The organism is Klebsiella sp. JN_Kp122, assembly GCF_040062085.1.
GTDB classification, from domain to species: Bacteria; Pseudomonadota; Gammaproteobacteria; order Enterobacterales; family Enterobacteriaceae; genus Klebsiella; species Klebsiella aerogenes.
This window is the reverse complement of sequence record NZ_JBEAHW010000019.1, coordinates 254,591-276,208: the sequence shown is the minus strand read 5'-3', so window position 1 is coordinate 276,208 and position 21,618 is coordinate 254,591. Positions and strand designations below refer to the sequence as shown.

General features: G+C 57.0%; 23 protein-coding genes. 9 read left to right on the top strand and 14 right to left on the bottom strand.

Annotation, left to right across the window (positions count from 1 at the left end):
• Window positions 1-234: 234 nt before the first annotated feature.
• Together ABLU78_RS08640 and ABLU78_RS08635 are read left to right on the top strand one after the other, a co-directional pair.
• A complete protein-coding gene (locus ABLU78_RS08640; protein ID WP_045386560.1) occupies window positions 235-999 on the top strand; it encodes a CDP-diacylglycerol diphosphatase in 765 nt (254 codons plus the stop codon).
• 64 nt (window positions 1,000-1,063) lie between these two features.
• Window positions 1,064-2,368: an SLC13 family permease gene (locus tag ABLU78_RS08635; protein ID WP_015703817.1), complete on the top strand. Its 1,305-nt coding sequence runs from the start codon at window positions 1,064-1,066 to the stop codon at window positions 2,366-2,368.
• 97 nt (window positions 2,369-2,465) lie between these two features.
• On the opposite strand, the gene tpiA is transcribed toward ABLU78_RS08635, so the two are convergent.
• Window positions 2,466-3,233 (bottom strand): triose-phosphate isomerase, encoded by a 768-nt coding sequence (tpiA, locus tag ABLU78_RS08630; RefSeq protein ID WP_002922909.1) that lies wholly within the window; start codon window positions 3,231-3,233, stop codon window positions 2,466-2,468.
• A 108-nt stretch (window positions 3,234-3,341) separates the two neighbouring features.
• On the bottom strand, window positions 3,342-3,941 hold the full coding sequence (locus ABLU78_RS08625; protein ID WP_045386559.1) for a DUF1454 family protein: 600 nt from the start codon (window positions 3,939-3,941) through the stop codon (window positions 3,342-3,344).
• Window positions 3,942-4,053: 112 nt separating this feature from the next.
• Here ABLU78_RS08625 and ABLU78_RS08620 point away from each other — a divergent pair, with 112 nt between their 5' ends.
• Window positions 4,054-4,482, top strand: coding sequence for a DUF805 domain-containing protein (locus ABLU78_RS08620; RefSeq protein WP_015369138.1), 429 nt, complete (start codon window positions 4,054-4,056; stop codon window positions 4,480-4,482).
• Here ABLU78_RS08620 and fpr read toward each other — a convergent pair whose 3' ends face one another.
• The 7 genes from fpr to gmk form a co-directional block, all read right to left on the bottom strand.
• Window positions 4,483-5,229 carry a ferredoxin--NADP(+) reductase gene (gene fpr / locus ABLU78_RS08615; RefSeq protein WP_032709404.1) on the bottom strand — a complete coding sequence of 249 codons (747 nt, stop codon included), beginning with the start codon at window positions 5,227-5,229 and terminating at the stop codon, window positions 4,483-4,485. It lies immediately after the preceding gene.
• 95 nt (window positions 5,230-5,324) lie between these two features.
• On the bottom strand, window positions 5,325-6,335 hold the full coding sequence (gene glpX / locus ABLU78_RS08610; protein WP_015369140.1) for a class II fructose-bisphosphatase: 1,011 nt from the start codon (window positions 6,333-6,335) through the stop codon (window positions 5,325-5,327).
• A gap of 51 nt (window positions 6,336-6,386) precedes the next feature.
• Window positions 6,387-8,468: an ATP-dependent DNA helicase RecG gene (gene recG, locus ABLU78_RS08605; RefSeq protein WP_015369141.1), complete on the bottom strand. Its 2,082-nt coding sequence runs from the start codon at window positions 8,466-8,468 to the stop codon at window positions 6,387-6,389.
• Window positions 8,469-8,473: 5 nt separating this feature from the next.
• Window positions 8,474-9,163, bottom strand: coding sequence for a tRNA (guanosine(18)-2'-O)-methyltransferase TrmH (trmH, locus tag ABLU78_RS08600; RefSeq protein WP_042893642.1), 690 nt, complete (start codon window positions 9,161-9,163; stop codon window positions 8,474-8,476).
• A 96-nt stretch (window positions 9,164-9,259) separates the two neighbouring features.
• A complete protein-coding gene (spoT, locus tag ABLU78_RS08595; RefSeq protein WP_015369143.1) occupies window positions 9,260-11,380 on the bottom strand; it encodes a bifunctional GTP diphosphokinase/guanosine-3',5'-bis pyrophosphate 3'-pyrophosphohydrolase in 2,121 nt (706 codons plus the stop codon).
• Window positions 11,381-11,398: 18 nt separating this feature from the next.
• On the bottom strand, window positions 11,399-11,674 hold the full coding sequence (gene rpoZ, locus ABLU78_RS08590) for a DNA-directed RNA polymerase subunit omega (RefSeq protein WP_000135058.1): 276 nt from the start codon (window positions 11,672-11,674) through the stop codon (window positions 11,399-11,401).
• Window positions 11,675-11,728: 54 nt separating this feature from the next.
• Window positions 11,729-12,352 carry a guanylate kinase gene (gmk, locus tag ABLU78_RS08585; protein WP_015369144.1) on the bottom strand — a complete coding sequence of 208 codons (624 nt, stop codon included), beginning with the start codon at window positions 12,350-12,352 and terminating at the stop codon, window positions 11,729-11,731.
• A gap of 258 nt (window positions 12,353-12,610) precedes the next feature.
• Between gmk and ligB the strand changes: the two genes are divergently transcribed.
• Window positions 12,611-14,287: an NAD-dependent DNA ligase LigB gene (gene ligB, locus ABLU78_RS08580; RefSeq protein ID WP_045386558.1), complete on the top strand. Its 1,677-nt coding sequence runs from the start codon at window positions 12,611-12,613 to the stop codon at window positions 14,285-14,287.
• Between the two features lie 4 nt (window positions 14,288-14,291).
• Here ligB and ABLU78_RS08575 read toward each other — a convergent pair whose 3' ends face one another.
• Window positions 14,292-14,909 (bottom strand): trimeric intracellular cation channel family protein, encoded by a 618-nt coding sequence (locus ABLU78_RS08575; RefSeq protein ID WP_015703812.1) that lies wholly within the window; start codon window positions 14,907-14,909, stop codon window positions 14,292-14,294.
• Between the two features lie 206 nt (window positions 14,910-15,115).
• A complete protein-coding gene (locus ABLU78_RS08570) occupies window positions 15,116-15,979 on the bottom strand; it encodes a YicC/YloC family endoribonuclease (protein ID WP_015369148.1) in 864 nt (287 codons plus the stop codon).
• A gap of 170 nt (window positions 15,980-16,149) precedes the next feature.
• Here ABLU78_RS08570 and rph point away from each other — a divergent pair, with 170 nt between their 5' ends.
• Both rph and pyrE read left to right on the top strand, forming a co-directional pair.
• Window positions 16,150-16,866, top strand: coding sequence for a ribonuclease PH (gene rph / locus ABLU78_RS08565; RefSeq protein ID WP_015369149.1), 717 nt, complete (start codon window positions 16,150-16,152; stop codon window positions 16,864-16,866).
• A gap of 112 nt (window positions 16,867-16,978) precedes the next feature.
• Window positions 16,979-17,620 carry an orotate phosphoribosyltransferase gene (gene pyrE, locus ABLU78_RS08560; protein ID WP_015703811.1) on the top strand — a complete coding sequence of 214 codons (642 nt, stop codon included), beginning with the start codon at window positions 16,979-16,981 and terminating at the stop codon, window positions 17,618-17,620.
• A 94-nt stretch (window positions 17,621-17,714) separates the two neighbouring features.
• On the opposite strand, the gene slmA is transcribed toward pyrE, so the two are convergent.
• The 3 genes from slmA to coaBC all read right to left on the bottom strand — a co-directional run bounded on the left by slmA (window position 17,715) and on the right by coaBC (window position 20,083).
• Entirely contained in the window at window positions 17,715-18,311 is a 597-nt protein-coding gene (gene slmA, locus ABLU78_RS08555) for a nucleoid occlusion factor SlmA (RefSeq protein WP_015369151.1), read from the bottom strand.
• Window positions 18,312-18,435: 124 nt separating this feature from the next.
• Window positions 18,436-18,894 carry a dUTP diphosphatase gene (gene dut, locus ABLU78_RS08550; protein WP_020077682.1) on the bottom strand — a complete coding sequence of 153 codons (459 nt, stop codon included), beginning with the start codon at window positions 18,892-18,894 and terminating at the stop codon, window positions 18,436-18,438.
• The gene (gene coaBC, locus ABLU78_RS08545) at window positions 18,872-20,083 is read right to left on the bottom strand and encodes a bifunctional phosphopantothenoylcysteine decarboxylase/phosphopantothenate--cysteine ligase CoaBC (RefSeq protein WP_072035678.1); all 1,212 of its coding nucleotides are present in this window, start codon (window positions 20,081-20,083) and stop codon (window positions 18,872-18,874) included. Before coaBC ends, dut begins: the two co-directional genes overlap by 23 nt.
• Before the next feature lie 177 nt (window positions 20,084-20,260).
• On the opposite strand from coaBC, the gene radC reads away from it, so the two are divergent.
• From radC to rpmG, 3 genes are all read left to right on the top strand, one after another.
• Window positions 20,261-20,926, top strand: coding sequence for a DNA repair protein RadC (radC, locus tag ABLU78_RS08540; protein ID WP_015369154.1), 666 nt, complete (start codon window positions 20,261-20,263; stop codon window positions 20,924-20,926).
• A 217-nt stretch (window positions 20,927-21,143) separates the two neighbouring features.
• Window positions 21,144-21,380, top strand: a complete 237-nt coding sequence (rpmB, locus tag ABLU78_RS08535) for a 50S ribosomal protein L28 (protein WP_002436699.1) — start codon at window positions 21,144-21,146, stop codon at window positions 21,378-21,380.
• 20 nt (window positions 21,381-21,400) lie between these two features.
• Window positions 21,401-21,568 carry a 50S ribosomal protein L33 gene (gene rpmG / locus ABLU78_RS08530; protein WP_002922510.1) on the top strand — a complete coding sequence of 56 codons (168 nt, stop codon included), beginning with the start codon at window positions 21,401-21,403 and terminating at the stop codon, window positions 21,566-21,568.
• The last annotated feature ends 50 nt before the right edge of the window (window positions 21,569-21,618 follow it).

The following is a 21,618-nucleotide window of genomic DNA, read 5'->3' as shown; positions in this document are numbered from 1 at the left end:
GCGCTACGCTTAGCAGGGCTACAGTTCTGCGCCGTCCGGTAGCCCGGGTAAGGCGTCAGCCGCCACCCGGGAGTCCCTGCTTGCGCTACGCTTAGCAGGGCTACAGTTCTCCGCCGTCCGGTAGCCCGGGTAAGGCGTTAGCCGCTACCCGGGATAACTCCCCGCCCGCCATCTGTTTTTATTTAGTCATCAAATTACGTTACTCTTCCGGTTCAGGCTTAACAGGGAACGATAATGAGAAGAGTAAGATACTTTTTGTGGGCGCTGCTGGTGGTTATTCTGGCGGCGCTGGCTGGCGGCTACTATTGGCTGCATTCCGGTAACCCGAACGCGTTACGTCATATTGTCCTGCAGCAGTGCGTACCCAATCAGCAGCAACATCAAAACCCGTCGCCGTGCGCGGAAGTGAACCTGAAAGGCGGCTACGTGTTGTTTAAAGATCGCAACGGCCCGCTGCAATATCTGCTGATGCCGACCTACCGTATTAACGGTACCGAAAGTCCGCTGCTGTTGGATCCGTTAACGCCGAATTTCTTCTGGCAGGCCTGGCAGGGGCGCGAAATTATGAGCCAGCGCCGCGGCGCGCCAATTGATGATAACGCGGTATCGCTGGCGATTAACTCGCGCAGCGGGCGCACGCAAAACCACTTCCATATTCATATCTCCTGCCTGCGTCCCAATGTCCGCGCGCAGTTAGATAATGATGCGGCGACGATTAGCAGCCGCTGGCTACCCTTGCCGGGCGGTCTGCAGGGCCATCAATATCTGGCGCGTCGGGTAACGGAAACCGAGCTGGCTCAGCGCAGCCCGTTCCTGATGCTGGCGGAAGAGGTACCGGAAGCGCGTGAACATATGGGGCGTTATGCGTTAGCGATGGCGCGGCAAAGCGACGGCTCGCTGGTGCTGTTGGCGACAGAGCGTAATTTGCTGACTCTCAACCGTGCTTCGGCGGAAGAAATTCAGGATCATAGCTGCGCAATTCTTAACGCAAACCACTAGTTCTGGCGTTTACCTGTCTTTCCTGTCGTCGTATTCTTGCTGAAAAAAACGACAGGAGACAGGCATGTCGCTCTGGCTAACCCACCCGCTGTTCCTCCCTTCGCTGATCGTCGGCATCACCATTGTGCTCTGGGCGACTTCGCTGTTACCGGAATTTATCACCGCGCTGCTGTTCTTCGCGGCGGCGATGATGACCAAAATCGCTCCGCCGGAGGTGATCTTCGGCGGTTTTGCTTCCTCCGCGTTCTGGCTGGTGTTCAGCGGCTTTGTGTTGGGGATCGCCATCCGTAAAACCGGACTGGCGGATAGAGCGGCGCAGGCGCTATCGGCGCGGCTCACCGACTCCTGGCCGCGGATGGTCGGCAGCGTGGTATTACTGAGTTATGCGTTGGCGTTCGTGATGCCATCAAACATGGGGCGCATCGCGCTGTTGATGCCGATTGTGGCGGCGATGGCCCGGCGCGCGGGGATAGCCGACGGCACGCGTGGCTGGTACGGCCTGGCGCTGGCGGTGGGCTTTGGCACCTTCCAGCTATCTGCGACCATTTTGCCCGCTAACGTGCCGAATCTGGTGATGAGCGGGGCGGCGGAAGGCTCTTACGGGATCCATCTGAATTACGTTCCCTATTTACTGCTGCATACGCCGGTGCTTGGCTGGCTGAAAGGGGCGGTGCTGGTGGCGCTGATCTGCTGGCTGTTTCCCGGCAAGCCGCATCCGCCGCGCGAGCTGGCGCCGCTGGCGCCAATGAGCCGTGACGAAAAGCGTCTGGCGTGGCTGCTGGCGGTGGTGTTGACGTTATGGGTGACAGAGAGCTGGCACGGCGTCGGCCCGGCGTGGACCGGCCTGGCGGCAGCGGTGGTCACGCTGCTGCCGCGAGTAGGATTTATCAGCGGTGAGGAGTTCGCCAGCGGGGTGAATATGCGCACCTGCATTTATGTTGCCGGCATTTTGGGACTGGCGATTACCGTGACCCAAACCGGGATTGGCGGCGCGGTGGGTAACGCGTTGCTGCAGGTGATGCCGCTGGATAAAGATAATCCGTTCACCAGCTTCCTGGCGCTGACCGGAATTACCAGCGCGCTGAACTTTATTATGACCGCCAACGGCGTCCCGGCGCTGTATACGACTTTTGCGCAGAGCTTTGCCGACGCGACCGGCTTTCCGCTGCTGAGCGTGATTATGATTCAGGTGCTGGGTTATTCCACGCCGCTGCTGCCATACCAGGCGTCACCGATCGTGGTGGCGATGGGATTAGGTAAAGTCCCGGCGAAAGCGGGGATGTTGCTATGCCTGGCGCTGGCGGCGGTGAGCTATTTGATTTTGCTGCCGCTGGATTACGCGTGGTATCAGCTATTAGGGAAATTGTAGCGATAATATAAAACCCGGCTCGCGCTGCGCTAAGCCGGGTTTTCATTTGGCGAATTTGTCAGCAACCCCGGCAGCGTTTCACCACCGGGAAAGCGAATTACGCTTTTTTCGCCGCTTCTGCAGCTTTAACGATCACCGCGAAAGCGTCTGCTTTCAGGGAAGCGCCGCCAACCAGCGCGCCGTCGATGTCCGGCTGGGTGAACAGCTCTGCGGCGTTGCCGGCGTTAACGGAACCGCCGTACTGGATGATGACCTGCTCAGCGATTTTAGCGTCAGCTTTAGCAATGTGGTCACGGATGAATTTGTGTACCGCCTGAGCCTGCGCTGGGGTAGCGGATTTACCGGTACCGATAGCCCATACTGGTTCGTACGCGATAACCACGCCTTCAAAAGCGGCTGCGCCCTGAGTTTTCAGCACCGCGTCGATCTGACGCGCGCACACTTCTTCAGTTTTGCCCGCTTCGTTTTCAGCTTCGGTTTCACCGATGCACAGAACCGGCGTCAGACCCTGCTCTTTCAGTACAGCGAATTTCTTCGCGATCAGCTCGTCGGATTCTTTGTGGTAGGTACGGCGTTCGGAGTGGCCGATGATGATGTACTGCGCGCCGATATCTTTCAGCATTTCGGCGGAGGTTTCACCGGTGAATGCGCCGGACAGGTTCACGTCAACGTTCTGCGCGCCCAGGTGGATGTGGCTGCCTTCTGCCGCACGCTTAGCCAGGTCGAGATACATTTCCGGCGGCGCGATTGCCACTGCACAGCCGCTTACGCCGGCCAGTTCAGTACGCAGGTTAGCAACCAGTTCGTTTACCATGTGGCGGCTGCCGTTCAGTTTCCAGTTACCCATCACTAAAGGATGTCGCATTTTAATTCTCCACGCTACTAAGCGAATTAAGGAATATAGCCGCCCCAGAGGGCAGCATGGTCTGTGAAACAGTATAGAGACTCGTCACTGGAAAGGCTTTGCTTTTTGTCATTTATTGTTGTCTTCCAGCGTTTCAGATAGCGCCAGCTTAATCGGTTCAATGGCGAAAGTTAGCCCCTTTTCCCCGTGATCTGCCACTACATAGCGCACCGCGCCTTCGGTTTCGGTGTAGTAGCGTTTGCCTTTGCCGGCGGTCAGCAGTTTTTGCAACTTTTGCTGGCTCTGCAGTGGACTTAGGGTCGGCACAAAGGCGCGAAGAATAGCGCTCATATACTCCTGCGCTTTCGCTTTCGCCACTTTTTGCTCCGGCCCCTGAATCGGCAGCCAGGTTATCTGCATCGATTTAATCTTTAGCGTGCCGCGCTCCAGCGCGGTAGAGGCATACAGATTCTCGTTAATCTTGGTGGCAGCGCGGGTCAGGTTAGCTTTATCGCGGCTGGAGGCGATAGAACGAAACTCGTTAAGCGGCAGTTTCGGATTATCGGCATTAAATTTTTCGCGGAACTCGCTGATGCTGACATCAAAAATCGGCGCGCTGGGTAAAAGATAGGGGGCGGTGGCGGCGGATTCTGTTTCTGCGGACAACGCCATCGGGCCGACAGATAACGCTGTCAGCCCAATCAAACTTAAGATTGCCCACTTCTTCATGCCTGTCTTTCCTTTTTTTGCCTGCCGACGATTAAAACGGGAACCGTCACGCTTGTCAAAAAGTGACGCCTTCAGGGTAAACTACGCGAATGATGATGATAAGGAATAAAACATGACCCTACAGCAGTGGTTATTCTCAATTAAAGGCCGTATTGGCCGCCGGGATTTCTGGATTTGGATCGTTATCTGGGTGTTGACCATGAGCGCGCTGTTTACCCTCGCGGGCAGCAATTTGCTGAGTTTACAGACCGCGGCGTTTATTCTCGTCTGCCTGCTCTGGCCGACGGCGGCGGTGGTGGTGAAGCGTCTGCACGATCGCGGGAGATCCGGCCTCTGGGCGCTGCTGATGATTCTGGCGTGGATGCTGCTGGCGGGCAACTGGGCGATGTTGCCGCAGGTCTGGCAGTGGGGCGTCGGGCGCTTTGTACCGACGCTGATTATCGTCATGATGTTGATCGATCTGGGCGCGTTCGTCGGCACCCAGGGCGAAAATAAGTTTGGTAAAGAGACGCAGGATGTCCGCTGGAAAGCGGACGCCTGATTACCAGTAGTGCTCTGCTGTCATATGGCCCGGTCGGCGACGCAGATGTTTGGTCATCTGCCGGGTCTCTTTCAGCAACTGCTGGGTATCACGCACCATCTGCGGGTTACCACACAGCATCACGTGGCTGGTATCGGCGGTCATCGGCAGGCCGACCGCCTCTTCCAGCGCGCCGGTTTCAATCAGAAACGGCACCCGACCAGTCAGAGAACCTTCCGCTGTCTCGCGGCTGACCACGGTCTGGATACGCAATTTGCCGGCGTAGCGCTGCTCCAGCTCGCGCATTTGCGGTAAATAGCTGAGGTCGGCTGCGTAGCGCGCCGCATGCACCAGCACCAGGTTTTTGAAGCGATCCAGGTCTTTCCCTTCTTCCAGAATCGACAAATAGGGGCCAATCGCCGTACCGGTGGCGAGCATCCACAGCGTGTCGCAGTCCGGCACCTCTTCCAGCACGAAGAAACCGGCGGCTTCGCTGACTATCTGAACGTCGTCCCCGGGTTTCAGCGCGGCCAGTCGCGGGCTGAGTTTACCCTCCGGAACGGTGACCAGGTAGAACTCAAGATCGGGATTGCTGGGGGCGTTGACGTAGGAGTAGGCGCGCTGCACGCGCTCGCCGTCAACATCCAGGCCCAGTTTAGCAAACTGCCCTGCGGTGAACGGCTCAACGGGCGCGTGAATGGTGAGGCTAAACAGTGCATCGGTCCAGTTTTGCACTTTTACAACTTTACCTGTAACCCAGTTTGCCATTGCGTCTCTCCTTTCAATCTCGTCAGTCTATCTTCACCGCGACGGGAGAAGATTTCCAGCCCGAAAAGGCTGGAAAGCTCGATTGATCAAATGTTTTACAGGATGTGTTGCTGGACGTCCGGGTCTTTTCGGTCGAGGTAATGAATCGACTGAATACGGCGGATAGTCCGCGATTTACCGCGGATCAGCAGCGTTTCAGTGGTCGCCATATTGCCCTTGCGGGTAATACCGTCCAGCAGATCGCCTTTGGTAATCCCGGTGGCGGAGAAGATGACGTTATCGCTGCGCGCCATTTCATCAAGACGCAGCACTTTACCCGCTTCGATGCCCATGGTTTTGCAGCGCGCCAGTTCGTTTTCACCGATACGGCGGTTCTCTTCGCTGTCGCCCTTCACGTGGTGACGAGCCAGCAGGCGGCCCTGCATATCGCCGTCCAGCGCGCGGATCACCGCCGCCGAAACCACGCCTTCCGGCGCGCCGCCGATGCCGTACAGCACGTCGACTTCGCTATCCGGCATACAGGTGAGAATGGAGGCCGCCACGTCGCCATCGGGGATCGCGAACACGCGTACACCCAGCTGCTGCAGTTGCGCAATGACCGCGTCGTGGCGGGGTTTTGCCAGCACGGTGACGGTCAGTTCGCCAAGCGGTTTGTTCAACGCGCGGGCGATGTTGCGCAGGTTCTCTTCCAGCGGCAGATTGAGATCGATGGCGCCTTTGGCGCCGGGGCCGACAATCAGCTTTTCCATATACATATCCGGCGCGTTGAGGAAGCAGCCTTTATCGCCAACCGCCATCACCGCCAGCGCGTTGGCCTGGCCCATGGCCGTCATGCGGGTACCTTCAATCGGATCGACGGCGATATCTACCGCGTCGCCTTTGCCGGTACCCACTTTTTCGCCGATATAGAGCATCGGCGCTTCATCGATTTCGCCCTCGCCGATGACAATGGTGCCGTCGATATTGACGAGGTTGAGCATAATGCGCATGGCGTTAACCGCTGCGCCGTCGGCGGTATTTTTATCGCCGCGGCCCAGCCATTTATAGCCCGCCAGCGCGGCGGCTTCGGTGACACGCGAAAATTCGATGGCCAGTTCTCGTTTCATAATCCACTCATTGTGTAGAAAAGTTGCCCGTAGCGCGGCAAAAAGGACGCGCTACGCGTTGGAATAGCGTTCGGTTTCCGGCATCCAGCGCTCAATCAGCGCCTGCGCCTGCAGCGGATAGCGTTCGTGAATATGACGAGCAATGCGCTGAACATCGGGGATCATGGCCTGATCGCGCAGCAAGTCCGCTACTTTAAATTCGGCGTTGCCGGTCTGGCGGGTGCCGAGAAGCTCGCCGGGGCCGCGGATTTCCAGGTCTTTCTGGGCGATGACGAAACCGTCGTTGCTGTCGCGCAGCACCTGCAGGCGCTTCTGCGCCGTTTTGGAGAGCGGCGATTTATAGAGTAGCACGCAGTGGGAGGCGACGGCGCCGCGCCCGACGCGCCCGCGTAGCTGGTGCAGCTGCGCCAGACCCAGACGCTCAGGGTTTTCGATAATCATCAGGCTTGAGTTAGGGACGTCAACGCCGACTTCAATCACCGTGGTGGCGACCAGCAGGTGCATCTCGCCCTGCTTGAAGGCCTGCATCACTGTCTGCTTTTCCGCTGGTTTCATCCGCCCGTGGACGAGGCCGATATTAAGTTCCGGCAGCGCCAGTTTGAGCTCTTCCCAGGTGGCTTCCGCCGCCTGGGCTTCCAGCAGATCGGACTCTTCAATCAACGTACAGACCCAATAGGCCTGGCGACCTTCCTGGGTGCAGGCGTTACGCACGCGGTCGATAATGTCGCTGCGGCGCGTGTCCGGGATAGCGACGGTCGTTACCGGGGTACGGCCCGGCGGCAGCTCATCGATAACCGAGGTATCGAGGTCGGCATAGGCGGTCATCGCCAGGGTGCGCGGAATCGGTGTTGCGGTCATGATCAGCTGATGCGGGTGGAAGCCCTGCTGCTGGCCCTTTTCCCACAGCGCCAGGCGTTGATGAACGCCAAAGCGGTGCTGTTCGTCGATAATCACCAGCGCCAGGCCGTTAAACTGCACCTGCTCCTGAAAAATGGCGTGGGTGCCGACAATCATCTGCACTTCACCGTTGGCGATGGCTTCCTGCTGCGCCTGGCGCGCTTTGCCTTTCTGTTTGCCAGCCAGCCAGCCGACTTCAATGCCCAGCGGCGCGAACCAGCTGCGGAAATTATTGGCGTGCTGCTCGGCCAGCAGTTCGGTCGGCGCCATCAGCGCCACCTGCTTACCATGGGCGATAGCGCGCAAGGCGGCCAGCGCGGCAACCAGCGTTTTACCGGATCCGACGTCGCCCTGTACCAGGCGCATCATCGGCACGTCCAGCGCCATATCGCGCTCGATCTCCGCGGTGACGCGCGCCTGCGCGCCCGTTGGTTTAAAGGGCAGGGAAGCCAGGAGCTGGGTTTTCAGCGTGTCGTTGGCGCTGAGCGGCAGCGCATGGTAGCGCTGGGCGCCGGCGCGAAGCGCCAGCATGCTGAGATTATGCGCCAGCAACTCTTCCAGGATAAGACGCTGCTGTGCCGGATGTTTACCGCTCTCCAGCTCGCTGAGCTGTAGCGACGGCGGCGGGCGGTGTAGCGTACGCAGCGCCTCCGGCAGACTCATCATCCCCTGCGCCAGCTCCGGCGGCAGCAGTTCGCTAATCGCGCAGGTTTCCAGCAGCTCAAGCGCCTGATCGGTGAGTTTGCGCAGCGTCGCCTGCTTAATGCCTTCAGTGGTCGGGTAGACCGGAGTCAGGGTTTCCTGCAGCTCCGGGGTGCTCATATCGCCCTGCACGCGATATTCCGGGTGGATCATCTCGGCGCCGAACTTGCCGCGTTTAGCTTCGCCGTAGGCCAGCACACGACGACCGGTCGCCAGGCTGTTTTTCATCGCCGCATTGAAGTTGAAAAAACGCATGGTCAGGATGCCGGAGCCGTCGCTGATTTGACAGGTCATCATCCGGCGGCCGCCGAAGGTGATATTGCTGTTGAGCACTTCACCCTCTACGGTTGCGTAGACGCCCGGCAGCAGTTCGCCGATTTGGTACAGGTGAGTCCGGTCTTCATAGCGTAGCGGCAGGTGTAGCAGCAGGTCCTGAACCGTATGCAGACCGATTTTCGCCAGTTTGCTGCTCTGTGCGGCGCCAACGCCGGTCAGCGAGTTGAGCGGGACGGCATCTAACAGGCGGCCTGACATCGGATTTACCTCGCCGCCTGCATCGTTGCCCACCACTCGGCATCGGCTTCGACTTCGCCCTGCTCGTTGACGTGGGGATAAGGCAGACCTTTTTGCCTGGCGACGCGTGCCAGCACCGGGTAACCGCCTTCAAATAGCAGCCGCTGCTGCTCTTCAGGCGGCAGCATGCTATTGGCGCGTTGGTACATTCCGGCGTTCTGCCGCTGACGCTGCGCTTCGTAAAGGATCAGCGCGGAGGCGACGGAGACGTTCAGCGACTGCACCATACCGACCATTGGAATAATGATGTCCTGGTCTGCCAGCGCCAGCGCTTCCTGGGTGATGCCGGTTTTCTCCTGGCCCATCAGGATGCAGGTCGGGCGCGTATAGTCGATTTCGCGAAAATCGATGGCTTTGTCGGAAAGGTGCGTCGCGAGGATTTGCATACCCCGGTCTTTTAAGTGGCTGACGGCATCGCCGATCGTGCGGTGTGTTTTCACCTGCACCCAGCTATTGCTGCCGGCGGCGGCAGAGGCCATGGTACGCATGCGGCTGCCAGGCCAGATGGCGTGTACTTCATGTACGCCGATGGCGTCTGCGGTGCGGATGACCGCAGAGACGTTATGGGGTTTATGGACCTGCTCCATGCAGACCGTCAGATCAGGCTGACGCCTGGCGAGCATCTCGCAGATACGCGCATAACGCTGTGAATTCATTCTACTTAATCCTTCGAACTGCCTCGGCGTTAGCTGCACTCACTCACCCCAGTCACGTACTTTAGTACCTTCCTGGGGATTCGATTTTTGTAAAAGCTAATTTCGGTTACGAGTGACTTTAATCACGTCCGGCATGACGCGAATTTTGCGCATGATATTCGCCAGATGCACGCGATCGCGCGCGGTCAGGCGGATAAAGGCGCTGTAAACGCGGCCATCTTTTTCTTCCGTATTCAGGCTCTGAATATTGGAAGACGCGGTGTTGATTGCGGCCGTCAGGTTAGCCAGCGCGCCCTGGTGGTTGAACATATCCACCTTAATTTCGGCGATAAATTCCTGCGCAGTTTCTTTATCCCATTCGACCGCCATAAACTTCTCAGGCTCTTTCTGGTAGCCGCGGATGTTACGACAGGATTCATGGTGGATAACCAACCCTTTGCCTGGGCTGACGTGGGCGATGATCGGATCCCCCGGAATCGGACGACAGCACTTGGCGAAAGTAATCAGCACGCCGTCGGCGCCCTTGATCGGCAGATGGCCGTGATTCGACGCGTTGGCCGGCACCGGTGCGGCAGAGGCTTCGCCCTGCTGCAAGTTTTTCGCCACCACCACGCTCATTGCGTTACCGAGACCGATTTCCGCCAGCAGATCGTCAAGCGTGGCAAGCTTCATGCGGTCAAGTTCGCGCTGGATGTTCTCCGGCGGGATTTCTGCCAGCTTGCGGCTGCCGCCTAACGCGTGGTTGAGCAATCGGCGGCCAAGGCTGACGGAATCGTCGCGCTTAAGGTTCTTCAGCAGTTGGCGGATCTTGGCGCGCGCTTTCGAGCTGACGACAAAGTTCAGCCATGCGGCATTCGGGCGTGCGCCCGGCGCGGTAATGATTTCGACAGTCTGGCCGCTGGAGAGCGGTTGCGACAGCGGATAGGGCTGACGGTCGACGCGCGCGCCGACGCAGGCATGGCCGATATCGGTATGCACCGCATAGGCGAAGTCCACCGGCGTGGCGCCGGCAGGCAGTTCGACAATGCGCCCTTCCGGGGTGAAAACGTAAATCTCATCCGGGAACAGATCGGATTTAACGCTCTCGATAAATTCAAACGAGCTACCGGCGCTCTGCTGCAGTTCCAGCAGGCTTTGCATCCAGCGCTGAGCGCGGATTTGCGCGGTCGTGCTGCTTTCGCCGCCGTGCTCTTTATAAGCCCAGTGCGCCGCAACCCCCATTTCCGCCATCTGGTCCATATCTTCGGTACGGATTTGTACCTCGACCGGGACGCCGTGGGGGCCAATCATCGAGGTGTGCAAAGATTGATAGCCGTTCGCTTTTGGAATGGCGATGTAATCTTTGAAACGACCGGGACGCGGCTTGTAGAGGCTGTGCATTTGGCCCAGCACGCGATAGCAGATATCGGGATCGTGAACAATAACGCGGAAGGCGTAAATATCCATGATCGAGTGAAAACGCTGCTCTTTAAGCACCATTTTGCAGTAAATGGAGTACAGATGCTTTTCGCGACCGCTGACGCGGCAGGGGATCCCCGCTTCCTGTAAACGCCCTTCGATTTCAGAGAGGATCTTTTGAATCATCTCTTTACGATTACCGCGCGCTGCTTTAACCACTTCTTTGATGACGCGGTAGCGGTTAGGGTACAGCGCTTCAAAGCCCAACTCTTCGAGCTCGGTTTTGATGTGATGGATACCTAAACGGTGCGCCAGCGGGCTATAAATTTCCAGCGTTTCGCGGGCGATGCGGCGGCGTTTATCCGGGCGTAGCGAGCCCAGGGTGCGCATATTGTGGGTGCGGTCGGCAAGTTTGATGAGGATGACGCGGATATCCTGCACCATCGCCATGATCATTTTGCGAAAGTTTTCGGCCTGCGCCTCTTTCTTATCGCGGAACTTGAGCTTATCAAGTTTCGACACCCCCTCTACCAGTTCGGCGACGCTTTTACCAAAAAGCTGTTCCATGTCCTGGTAGGTTGCAGGGGTATCTTCAATCACATCATGCAGCAGCGCGGCCATCAGCGTTTCGTAGTCGAGTTTCATCTCGGCCAGAATACAGGCCACCGCTACCGGGTGCGTGATATAGGGTTCACCGCTTGAACGTGTCTGACCCTCGTGAGCGTCACGTGCAACGAGATACGCCTGCCGAAGGCGCTTGATTTGCTCTTCCGGCAGGTAGTTTTGAATCAGCTGATTCAGGCTTTCAAACAGATACAAGGGCGACCCGCTGTGTGATTAACGACGACCTTCAGCAATCGCGGTAACGGCTTGTAATTCAGCGGCTTCCTGCTCTTGCTGTTCCTGGCGCTCACGTACGTCAAGGATCTGGTTGTTGATCAGACCTTCTTCGATTTCGCGCAGTGCGATAACGGTGGTTTTATCGTTTTCTTCCGGTACCAGCGGATCCTTTCCGCCTACCTGCATCTGACGAGCGCGACGCGCGGCGACCAGTACCAGGTCAAAACGGTTACCAATTTTCTCTACAGCGTCCTGAACAGTTACGCGTGCCATACTTAAAATGCTCCACAGGTGAAGAAATGACTGGGCATGATACTGAATGTGGGTTCAGTCTGCCAATAGTTTGGTGATTAAAGCGCCATGTCGCTGCTTTTGGCGGCTCATGCGCAGACGTTCAGCGCGGATAATGTTTTTCAGATCGCCTAAAGCGGTATCAAAATCATCATTCACAATAAGGTAATCATATTCCGCGTAATGGCTCATTTCTGCAACTGCCTGCGCCATACGTTTTGCGATGACTTCCTCGCTGTCCTGACCGCGGCCGCGCAGGCGGCGGTCAAGCTCGTCTTTTGACGGCGGCAGAATAAAGATACTGCGCGCGCCGGGCATTTTATTACGAATTTGCTGGGCGCCCTGCCAGTCGATATCGAGGAAAACATCGACGCCGGTCGCCAGAACCTGCTCAATAGCTTCACGAGAGGTACCGTAATAGTTGCCAAAAACCTCAGCGTGCTCAAGGAAAGCGTCTTCGCTAATCATCGACCTGAATTTATCATGATCGACAAAGAAATAGTGTTCACCGTGAACTTCACCCGGGCGCGGATTGCGCGTGGTATGCGACACAGAAACCTGGGAGTCGTACAACGGTTGGGTTTTCAATAAAGCCTGAATCAGGCTGGATTTACCCGCGCCGCTAGGGGCGGAAACAATATAAAGCGTGCCTTGAGCCATGAGTGTCTTTTGTATGTGATTGTCGAAAGAGATCCTACATACGAGCCTATTATACACGCCGCCGCTGCGTGACGCAGTCATTGTCACACTTTTTGCCGCTGTTTCTTTCATTTTGCCTGCCGCTTTCCTGATTTCTTAAGCAGTTGCAGCAACAAGGCGTAAATCCTGGAAAGCCGCTCGCAGCGTAATGATTTGCCTGTCGCCGCGGCTTCGGTCTTTAGCGCACGATGCCGCAAGGTAGAACAAGGAGGTAAAGGCATGTGCAGATGGCTGATAGCGGCAGCGTTATGGATGGCGGCGGCAAGCCCAATGGCGGCCTGCCCGGCGTGGTCTTTGCAACGCGCGGAGCAGGAGATAGGCCACCTCAGTCGGCAAATTGCCAGCTGGAAAGAGGCCTACTGGCAGCAGGGCAGCAGCGGGGTCAGCGACGAGGTCTACGACATGCTCTCGGCCCGGTTGGCGCAGTGGCGGCGCTGCTTCGGTGAGAAGGCGCCGCCTGAAGACGATCTGCCGCCGCCACGCGGCGAAGTCAAGCATCCTATCGCGCATACCGGCGTGCGCAAACTGCCCGATGCCACGAGCGTTGGCCGCTGGATGCGCGATAAAACCGACCTGTGGGTACAACCGAAAGTCGACGGTGTGGCGGTGACGCTGGTTTATCGCGGGGGGAGGTTAATACAGGCGATTAGCCGCGGCGACGGTCTGGCGGGGGAAGACTGGACGGCAAAAGTGCGCCAGATCCCCGGCGTACCGCAAACTACCGCAGGAGCGCTGGCAGATAGCGTGCTACAGGGCGAGATTTTTCAGTTGCAAGAGGGGCATCTACAAAAACAGGCGGGCGGTATGAACTCACGGGCGAAAGTCGCCGGGATACTGATGCGCAAAGCGCCATCGGCGACGCTGAACACGCTGGGGGTGTTTATCTGGGCCTGGCCCGACGGTCCGGCCCGGATGTCTACCCGTCTGGCGCTGCTTGCTGACGGTGGGTTTCCTCTGGCGCAGCGCTATTCCCATTCGGTGAAAGACTGGCAGGAGACCGCCGTCTGGCGCGAGCGATGGTTCACCTCGCCGCTGCCCTTTGTCACCGATGGCATTGTGATCCGAGCAGAAAAAGAACCTGCCGGGAGCAGTTGGCTTCCAGGGCAGGGGCACTGGCTGGCGGCCTGGAAATATCAGCCGTTTTCGCAGGTGGCGGAAGTGACCACAATCCAGTTCACTGTCGGGCGCAGCGGCAAGATAGCCGTTGTGGCGCATCTCGAACCGGTAAAACTGGACGATAAGCTGGTGCGTCGGGTCAATATTGGCTCGGTGGCCCGCTGGCGGCGGTTAGACATTGTCGCCGGGGACCAGGTACTGATAAGCCTGGCCGGACAGGGGATCCCGCGTCTGGATAGCGTGGTCTGGCGGGCCAGCCAGAGAGATGCGCCACAGTTGCCTTCGCCTCGCTTTCATTCCTTAACCTGTTATTTTGCGACGACCGAGTGCGCCGGGCAGTTGCGCTCCCGGCTGGTCTGGCTATCGTCTAAGCCGGTTCTGGATATTGCGGGCGCAGGAGAGGCGCTTTGGCGCACGCTAATGGACGATCGCCGCATGACACATCTTTTCTCATGGCTGGCCTTGACGCCTGAACAACTACAGAGCGTGCCAGGCATTACCAGCAAGCGTGGCCTGCGGTTGTGGCATCAGTTCAATTTGGCCCGCGAGCAGCCGTTTATTCGTTGGGTGCTGGCGCTAGGGGTACCGATACCTCAGTCCGCGCAGGCGAGCGTTGCGGCAGAAAACTGGCAGCAACTGCGGGAACGCAATGAGTCTCAGTGGCGGCGATTACCGGGAGTGGGGCAGGAAAGGGCGCGCCAGCTGGTCACCTTTTTGCAAAACCCGGATATTGCCGCGCTGGCGCAGTGGCTCAGCGGGCAACGTATTCCGGGATTCTGAGGAATCAATGAGCGTCGTGCTTGTAGTAGAAGACCGGCAGGCCGAGCTTCCAGCGCAGGGCGAGCATACGCGCGGTAAAGCCGAAGAGCAGCGTGGCGATGACCACTACGTCATGGCTGCTGACGTAGTGCTGCAACGCGATATAGAGCACCGCGGCGGCAAAAGAGATGCCCGCGTACAGTTCTTTCTGAAACACCAGCGGGATACGCTTACAGAACATATCGCGCAGCACGCCGCCAAAGACGCCGGTGATCACGGCGGCAATAGACGCGATTATCGGCCCTTCACCCATATCCAGCGCGATTTGCGCGCCGATAATCGAGAACACGATCAGGCCCAGGGCATCCAGCACCAGGAACAGGCGGCGCAGGTGCGGCATCACCGGCGCAGCGATGGTGGTGAGGACGGCGGCAACCGCCACAATAATGACGTATTCCGGGTGCTTCACCCAACCGAGCGGATAATGGCCGAGCAGGATATCCCGTACAGAACCCCCACCGAGCGCGGTGGCGGTGGCGATAATAATCACCCCAAAGGTGTCCATACGGCGACGCCCGGCTGCTAAAGCGCCAGTCATCGCTTCCGCCGTAATACCAATCAGATAAAGAACATGAAGCAGCATAAATCCCCCACAATGATGGGCAAAGGGTAGCGATTTGTGCGGCAGATCACGATTGAGTTTTTCTAAAGCGAGCTCATTTACATGAAAAAATCTAATGCAAAAATGAAGGAGTAGTCCCCTGATATGGGGTTATGTATATTTTTCTTTTTTAAAAGTGATAAGAAAAAATAATGCTGGCCCGTAAGGCGAGCCAGCAGGAGAGGACATTACTCGATATTCTGAATCTGCTCGCGCATCTGCTCGATCAGCACCTTCAGCTCGATCGCTGAATTGGTCACGTCGGCATTGATGGATTTTGACGCCAGAGTATTCGACTCGCGGTTGAACTCCTGCATCATGAAGTCGAGGCGGCGACCCACGGCTTCTTTCTTCTTCAGAATGTTGTAGGTCTCTTTAACGTGCGCTTCCAGGCGATCGAGCTCTTCGGCGACGTCGATACGCTGAGCCATCAACACCAGCTCTTGCTCGAGACGGTTGTTTTCCAGCTGCACTTCGGCGTCTTCAAGCTTGGCGACCAGGCGCTCGCGCTGCCACTGCAGGATTTCCGGCATATGGGCGCGGACTTTGCTGACTTCGGCGCTGACGCCTTCCAGGCGTTGTTCGATCAGCGTTTTCAGTGCCTGACCTTCGGTTTCACGGGCGACGATAAAGTCGTCCAGCGCGCCGTTCAGGGCGTTGAGGATTTCAGCGGCAATCGCATCAAGGTCCTGTTCTTGCGCCGCCATCACTCCAGGCCAGCGCAGGATATCAACCGGGTTGATCTCGCCTTCATCGCTCTGCATTTTTACCCAGTTCGCGGCGTTCACCAGCTGCTTCGCCAGGTTCTCATTGAGGATCAATTCACCCTGGGCGCTGGGATCCTGTTCAAAACGCAGGGTGCATTCGATTTTGCCGCGAGTCAGACGAGAGCGGATGCGCTCGCGAACCACGGGTTCCAGGCTCCGGAACTGCTCCGGCAGGCGGAAGTAGGTTTCCAGATAGCGTTGGTTTACCGAGCGCAGTTCCCACGCGGCGCTACCCCAGTCACCCTTGATTTCACGCCGGGCATAGGCGGTCATACTGCGGATCATAGACGTTCCTGTTTTTTAAGGAGAGTGGGGAGGATTATAGCTTTCGAGGCTCTTTCAGGATAGGAATAAGCGCGCATTATCCGCATCGGCAGGCGTGCGTCGTCGCGATGCAACTTGGTCGAATTTGTGTATAATGCGCAGCCACATTCGTTTCAAGCCGGAGAGTAATCATGCGTCCAGCAGGCCGTAGCGCTAATCAGGTGCGTCCAGTAACCCTGACCCGTAACTATACAAAACATGCTGAAGGCTCCGTGCTGGTCGAATTTGGCGACACCAAAGTGCTGTGCACTGCCTCCATCGACGAAGGCGTACCGCGCTTCCTGAAAGGTCAGGGCCAGGGCTGGATCACCGCCGAATATGGCATGCTGCCGCGCTCCACCCATACCCGTAACGCTCGCGAAGCCGCTAAAGGCAAACAGGGCGGCCGCACTATGGAAATTCAGCGTTTGATTGCCCGCGCGCTGCGCGCCGCGGTGGATCTGAAAGCGCTGGGCGAGTTCACCATTACGCTCGATTGCGATGTGCTGCAGGCCGATGGCGGTACCCGTACCGCGTCCATTACCGGCGCCTGCGTTGCGCTGGCCGATGCGCTGAACAAGCTGGTTGCTGCCGGTAAACTCAAAACCAACCCAATGAAGGGAATGGTGGCCGCCGTTTCCGTGGGTATCGTTAATGGCGAAGCCATTTGCGATCTGGAGTACGTGGAAGATTCCGCCGCGGAAACCGATATGAATGTGGTAATGACCGAAGACGGTCGCATCATTGAGGTGCAGGGCACGGCGGAAGGCGAGCCGTTCACCCATGAAGAACTTCTCACTCTCCTGGCGTTAGCGCGAGGGGGAATCGAATCCATTATTGCGACGCAGAAAGCGGCGTTAGAAAATTAATGATTAAGGCGACTGAGAAGTCGCCTTTTTTTTGCGCTTTATCCCTCATTACACCTGCGAAGGATAGGGCGCGTAGTCCGACAATGATGACAGTACTAAAAGGAGCGAATCCATGAAGCCGTATCAGCGCCAGTTTATTGAGTTTGCGCTTAGCAAGCAGGTTCTTAAGTTTGGCGAATTTACGCTGAAATCCGGGCGTAAGAGCCCCTATTTCTTCAACGCCGGCCTGTTTAATACCGGGCGCGATCTGGCACTGCTGGGCCGTTTCTACGCCGAGGCGCTGGTGGATTCCGGGATCGAGTTCGACCTGCTGTTCGGCCCGGCCTATAAAGGCATCCCAATCGCCACCACCACCGCCGTCGCGCTGGCTGAGCATCATGACCGTGACCTGCCGTACTGCTTCAACCGTAAAGAAGCGAAGACCCACGGTGAAGGCGGCAACCTGGTCGGTAGCCCGCTACAGGGCCGCGTGATGCTGGTGGACGACGTGATTACCGCCGGTACCGCAATTCGTGAATCAATGGAAATTATTCAGGCTAATGGCGCGGAACTGGCTGGCGTACTCATTTCGCTTGATCGCCAGGAGCGCGGTCGCGGCGAGATCTCTGCGATTCAGGAAGTGGAACGTGATTATGGCTGCAAAGTGATTTCTATCGTCACTCTGAAAGACCTTATCGCCTATCTGGAAGAAAAGCCTGAGATGGCTGAGCATTTGGCATCGGTACGCGCTTACCGCGAAGCCTACGGCGTCTGAAGATGAGCCCGGCAGCCAGCGGCTGCCGGTATAGCCAGAGCACGCTGAGAAGGTGAATGATGAGCCATGCAGCCTTGCGGCTGCATATAGGGCTTTACTGCAGTTGCGCCGCGACCAGCGGCCAGCGGGCATCGAAATCATCCGTTGGGCGGTACTTGAACTCGCTACGCACAAAACGCGACAGCATGCCTTCGCAAAATGCCAGCAGCTGGCTTGCCAGTAGCGTCTCGTCGAGGGTGTAGCCCTCTCCCTCACGCATTTTCTTTTCACGCATCACCTGACGCAATTGAACTTCGATACGTTCAAATAGCTGGTTGATACGACCCTGCAGACGGTCCTGTTCGAACATTAAGGCGTGGCCGGTGAGGATACGCGTCAGCCCAGGATTACGCTCGCCAAACCCAAGAATCAGCAGGACAATCAGGCGCAGACGAGCCGTGGTGTCCTTTTCATCTTTCAAAATCAAATTGATGCGCGTAATCAGACTGTCTTCAATGAACTCGATCAGGCTGTCAAACATGCGGGTTTTACTGGGAAAATGACGGTACAACGCCGCTTCGGAAACACCGACGGAGGCCGCCAGTTTCGCCGTGGTAATACGTTGACTACCATCGCTGGATTCAAGCATCAGCGCCAGAGACTGAAGTATTTCTTCGCGACGATTCCTTTTCGCAGTTTGTTTTTCTGCCATGTTTTAAAATACCCCTGAAAATAAGCACTTGTCAGGCAGGCACCCACAAAGCGACCGCAAACCTTAGTTTGCGGTGATGTTATTGCATTATGCGCTTTGGGATGCGGGTTCCGTATAGCCGGGCTTATTTGCGCCCTGAGTGGCCGAATCCGCCTTCGCCGCGGTCGGTGGCGTCAAATTCTTCCACCAGATTAAACTCCGCCTGTACCACCGGCACAAAGACCATCTGCGCGATGCGCTCGCCCGGCTCGATAGTAAAGCTCTGCTGGCCGCGGTTCCAGACGGACACCATCAGCTGGCCCTGGTAGTCGGAGTCGATAAGTCCGACCAGGTTGCCCAGCACGACGCCATGTTTATGGCCCAGGCCGGAACGCGGCAGAATCACCGCCGCCAGAGACGGATCGGCGATATGAATCGCAAGGCCAGTCGGCAGCAGGGTGGTTGCGCCCGGCGCCAGCTCTACGGCGTCGTCAAGACAGGCACGCAGGTCAAGTCCGGCTGAGCCGGAGGTGGCATAGGTTGGCAACGGAAATTGCTTGCCAACACGCGGGTCCAGAATCTTAACGTCGATTTTTTTCATCATAACGGGTAACGATCTCGTCGAGTAATAATTGGCCCAGGAATTCCTTGCGCTCAAGTGGTAAGCGCTTATCCCCATCCTGCCAGAAAAGGTGTAATGCGTTGTTATCGCTATTAAAACCTTGATTTGGCTGAGAAACATCATTGGCGCAAATCAGGTCGAGATTTTTGCGGGCACGTTTTTGCCGGGCGTATTCTTCCACATTATTTGTTTCGGCGGCAAATCCAACAACGTACGGGCGGCGATTTTTTAGTGCGGCCACCCCGGCGACGATGTCCGGGTTTTTGACCATTTTTATTGTTAATTCATCACCTTGTTTTTTGATTTTCTCGTCGGCGACAATCGCTGCGCGGTAGTCGGCAACGGCGGCGCAGCCGATGAAAATATGCTGCTGTTGCACGCCATTCTGCACCGCCGCTTCCATTTCCAGCGCGGTGCCAACATCGATGCGCTGCACAAACGGCGGCGTCGGCAGCGACACTGGGCCGCTAACCAGCGTGACGTTCGCACCGCGTTGTGCGGCGGCGGCGGCGATCGCGAAGCCCATTTTGCCGGAGCTATGGTTGGTGATGTAGCGCACTGGGTCCAGCGGCTCGCGGGTTGGGCCCGCGGTAATCATGATGTTGAGATGTTGCAAATCTTTGACAGGCGAGAAATGCTGCGCCGCCATCTCCACGATAGTCAGCGGATCGAGCATGCGGCCCGGGCCAACGTCACCGCAGGCCTGGCTGCCGCTATCGGGGCCCCATACCAACAGGCCGCGGGCGGCAATAGTGGCAAGGTTGTCTTGGGTGGCGGCGGCGCGATACATCTGTTGGTTCATCGCCGGGACGACGGCCACCGGCGAGGGCGTAGCCAGGCAAATCGTGGAGACCAGATCGTTCGCCATACCGGCGGCGACGCGGGCGATTAAATCGGCGGTTGCCGGGGCAAGGATAACCAGATCGGCCCACTTGCCCAGTTCAATATGGCCCATTGCCGCTTCGGCGGCCGGATCCAGCAGGCTATCGGAGACCGGATAACCGGAAACCGCCTGCAGGCTCAACGGAGTAATAAAGGCCTTGGCGGCTTCGGTCATGGCGACGCGAACATCCGCGCCGCGTTCTCGCAGTCGGCGCACCAGTTCCGGCGTTTTATAGGCGGCGATGCCGCCGCTCACGCCGAGAACGATCTTTTTACCAGCCAGACTCATCATGATTTTGTCCTGTTGAAATACACCAGAATCCGCGCATCTTATCACAATCCCGGTGGCATCGTGCGTATGCCGGACACTCACTTTGCGAGGGGCTACGCAGGCCTTGAAATCACCGGTCGGCAGCGCGGAAAGGGTATGCCAGGATGGGCGAGGAACGGGAAAGGAGACAGGGTAATGGATATACAGGAATCATTGATGCCGCGGGAAAAAATGCTGCGCGACGGTATTGAAACGTTGAGCGACGTTGAGCTGCTGGCGTTGTTTTTGCGTACCGGCACGCGTACCCAGGATGTGCTGACTTTTTCACACAGCTTGTTACAGCGCTTCGGTTCGCTGTACGGGCTGTTATCGGCTGAGATAGAACAATTTGCAGATATCGACGGTATCGGCATTGCGAAATATGCGCAACTTAAAGGTATTGCCGAGCTGGCGCGGCGCTATTTTAGCCTGCGGATGAGAGAGGAACCGTCGCTGGTCACGCCGCTCATGACGCGAGAATTTTTACAAAGCCAGCTCGCCGATGAAGAGCGGGAGATCTTTATGGCGATCTTTTTAGATAATCAGAACCGGGTATTGAAACATAGCCGCCTTTTTTCTGGTACTCTTAGCCACGTAGAGGTGCATCCGCGAGAAATTGTACGCGAAGCAATCAAAGTGAACGCCGCCGCGGTGATCCTTGCCCATAATCATCCTTCAGGTAGTCCTGAACCGAGTAAGTCGGATAAGTTGATGACCGACAGGGTGGTTAAGTGTTGTAGATTCATGGAGATACGCGTGCTTGATCATCTGATTATTGGCCGCGGCGCGTACGTCTCTTTTGCCGAACGTGGCTGGATTTAGCCCCGATCATGCGATCTATCGGGATCTTTGTCTGTTCGGGACTTGAGCACACCGCCGAGTCAGCGTATACTACGCCACCTTTGAGAATCTCGGGTTTGGCATTTGGGCCTGGCAATCGAGAGTTCAATAGAACTATGCGATGACCGGGCTGTAAAGCCTGACGAGGCGCCAATACCCCATACGAAGCTCGAGCTAATTTGATTTTTGGAGAATAGACATGTCCCGAGTCTGCCAAGTTACTGGCAAGCGTCCGGTGACCGGTAACAACCGTTCCCACGCACTGAACGCGACTAAACGCCGTTTCCTGCCGAACCTGCACTCTCACCGTTTCTGGGTTGAGAGCGAGAAGCGTTTTGTCACCCTGCGCGTATCTGCTAAAGGTATGCGTGTAATCGATAAAAAAGGCATCGATACAGTTCTGTCTGAACTGCGTGCCCGTGGCGAAAAGTACTAAGTACTTAGAGGAAATAAATCATGGCTAAAGGTATTCGTGAGAAAATCAAGCTGGTTTCTTCCGCTGGTACTGGTCACTTCTATACCACCACGAAGAACAAGCGTACCAAACCGGAAAAAATGGAACTGAAAAAGTACGATCCGGTTGTACGTCAGCACGTTATCTACAAAGAAGCTAAAATCAAATAATTTTAGTCTCCTTGTACTAAAACCCCGCTCCGGCGGGGTTTTTTGTTTTA

Excerpts from the sequence above, each read along its gene's own strand:
- trmH (WP_042893642.1), bottom strand. The coding sequence starts at position 9,163 with ATGAATTCACAGCGTTATGCGCGTATCTGCGAGATGCTCGCCAGGCGT.
- fpr (WP_032709404.1), bottom strand. The coding sequence starts at position 5,229 with ATGGCAAACTGGGTTACAGGTAAAGTTGTAAAAGTGCAAAACTGGACC.
- ABLU78_RS08625 (WP_045386559.1), bottom strand. The coding sequence starts at position 3,941 with ATGAAGAAGTGGGCAATCTTAAGTTTGATTGGGCTGACAGCGTTATCT.
- rpoZ (WP_000135058.1), bottom strand. The coding sequence starts at position 11,674 with ATGGCACGCGTAACTGTTCAGGACGCTGTAGAGAAAATTGGTAACCGT.
- rph (WP_015369149.1), top strand. The coding sequence starts at position 16,150 with ATGCGTCCAGCAGGCCGTAGCGCTAATCAGGTGCGTCCAGTAACCCTG.
- slmA (WP_015369151.1), bottom strand. The coding sequence starts at position 18,311 with ATGGCAGAAAAACAAACTGCGAAAAGGAATCGTCGCGAAGAAATACTT.
- ABLU78_RS08635 (WP_015703817.1), top strand. The coding sequence starts at position 1,064 with ATGTCGCTCTGGCTAACCCACCCGCTGTTCCTCCCTTCGCTGATCGTC.
- ABLU78_RS08640 (WP_045386560.1), top strand. The coding sequence starts at position 235 with ATGAGAAGAGTAAGATACTTTTTGTGGGCGCTGCTGGTGGTTATTCTG.
- ABLU78_RS08575 (WP_015703812.1), bottom strand. The coding sequence starts at position 14,909 with ATGCTGCTTCATGTTCTTTATCTGATTGGTATTACGGCGGAAGCGATG.
- rpmB (WP_002436699.1), top strand. The coding sequence starts at position 21,144 with ATGTCCCGAGTCTGCCAAGTTACTGGCAAGCGTCCGGTGACCGGTAAC.
- ABLU78_RS08620 (WP_015369138.1), top strand. The coding sequence starts at position 4,054 with ATGACCCTACAGCAGTGGTTATTCTCAATTAAAGGCCGTATTGGCCGC.
- coaBC (WP_072035678.1), bottom strand. The coding sequence starts at position 20,083 with ATGAGTCTGGCTGGTAAAAAGATCGTTCTCGGCGTGAGCGGCGGCATC.
- pyrE (WP_015703811.1), top strand. The coding sequence starts at position 16,979 with ATGAAGCCGTATCAGCGCCAGTTTATTGAGTTTGCGCTTAGCAAGCAG.
- glpX (WP_015369140.1), bottom strand. The coding sequence starts at position 6,335 with ATGAAACGAGAACTGGCCATCGAATTTTCGCGTGTCACCGAAGCCGCC.
- tpiA (WP_002922909.1), bottom strand. The coding sequence starts at position 3,233 with ATGCGACATCCTTTAGTGATGGGTAACTGGAAACTGAACGGCAGCCGC.
- gmk (WP_015369144.1), bottom strand. The coding sequence starts at position 12,352 with ATGGCTCAAGGCACGCTTTATATTGTTTCCGCCCCTAGCGGCGCGGGT.
- recG (WP_015369141.1), bottom strand. The coding sequence starts at position 8,468 with ATGTCAGGCCGCCTGTTAGATGCCGTCCCGCTCAACTCGCTGACCGGC.
- dut (WP_020077682.1), bottom strand. The coding sequence starts at position 18,894 with ATGATGAAAAAAATCGACGTTAAGATTCTGGACCCGCGTGTTGGCAAG.
- ABLU78_RS08570 (WP_015369148.1), bottom strand. The coding sequence starts at position 15,979 with ATGATCCGCAGTATGACCGCCTATGCCCGGCGTGAAATCAAGGGTGAC.
- ligB (WP_045386558.1), top strand. The coding sequence starts at position 12,611 with ATGTGCAGATGGCTGATAGCGGCAGCGTTATGGATGGCGGCGGCAAGC.
- radC (WP_015369154.1), top strand. The coding sequence starts at position 20,261 with ATGGATATACAGGAATCATTGATGCCGCGGGAAAAAATGCTGCGCGAC.
- rpmG (WP_002922510.1), top strand. The coding sequence starts at position 21,401 with ATGGCTAAAGGTATTCGTGAGAAAATCAAGCTGGTTTCTTCCGCTGGT.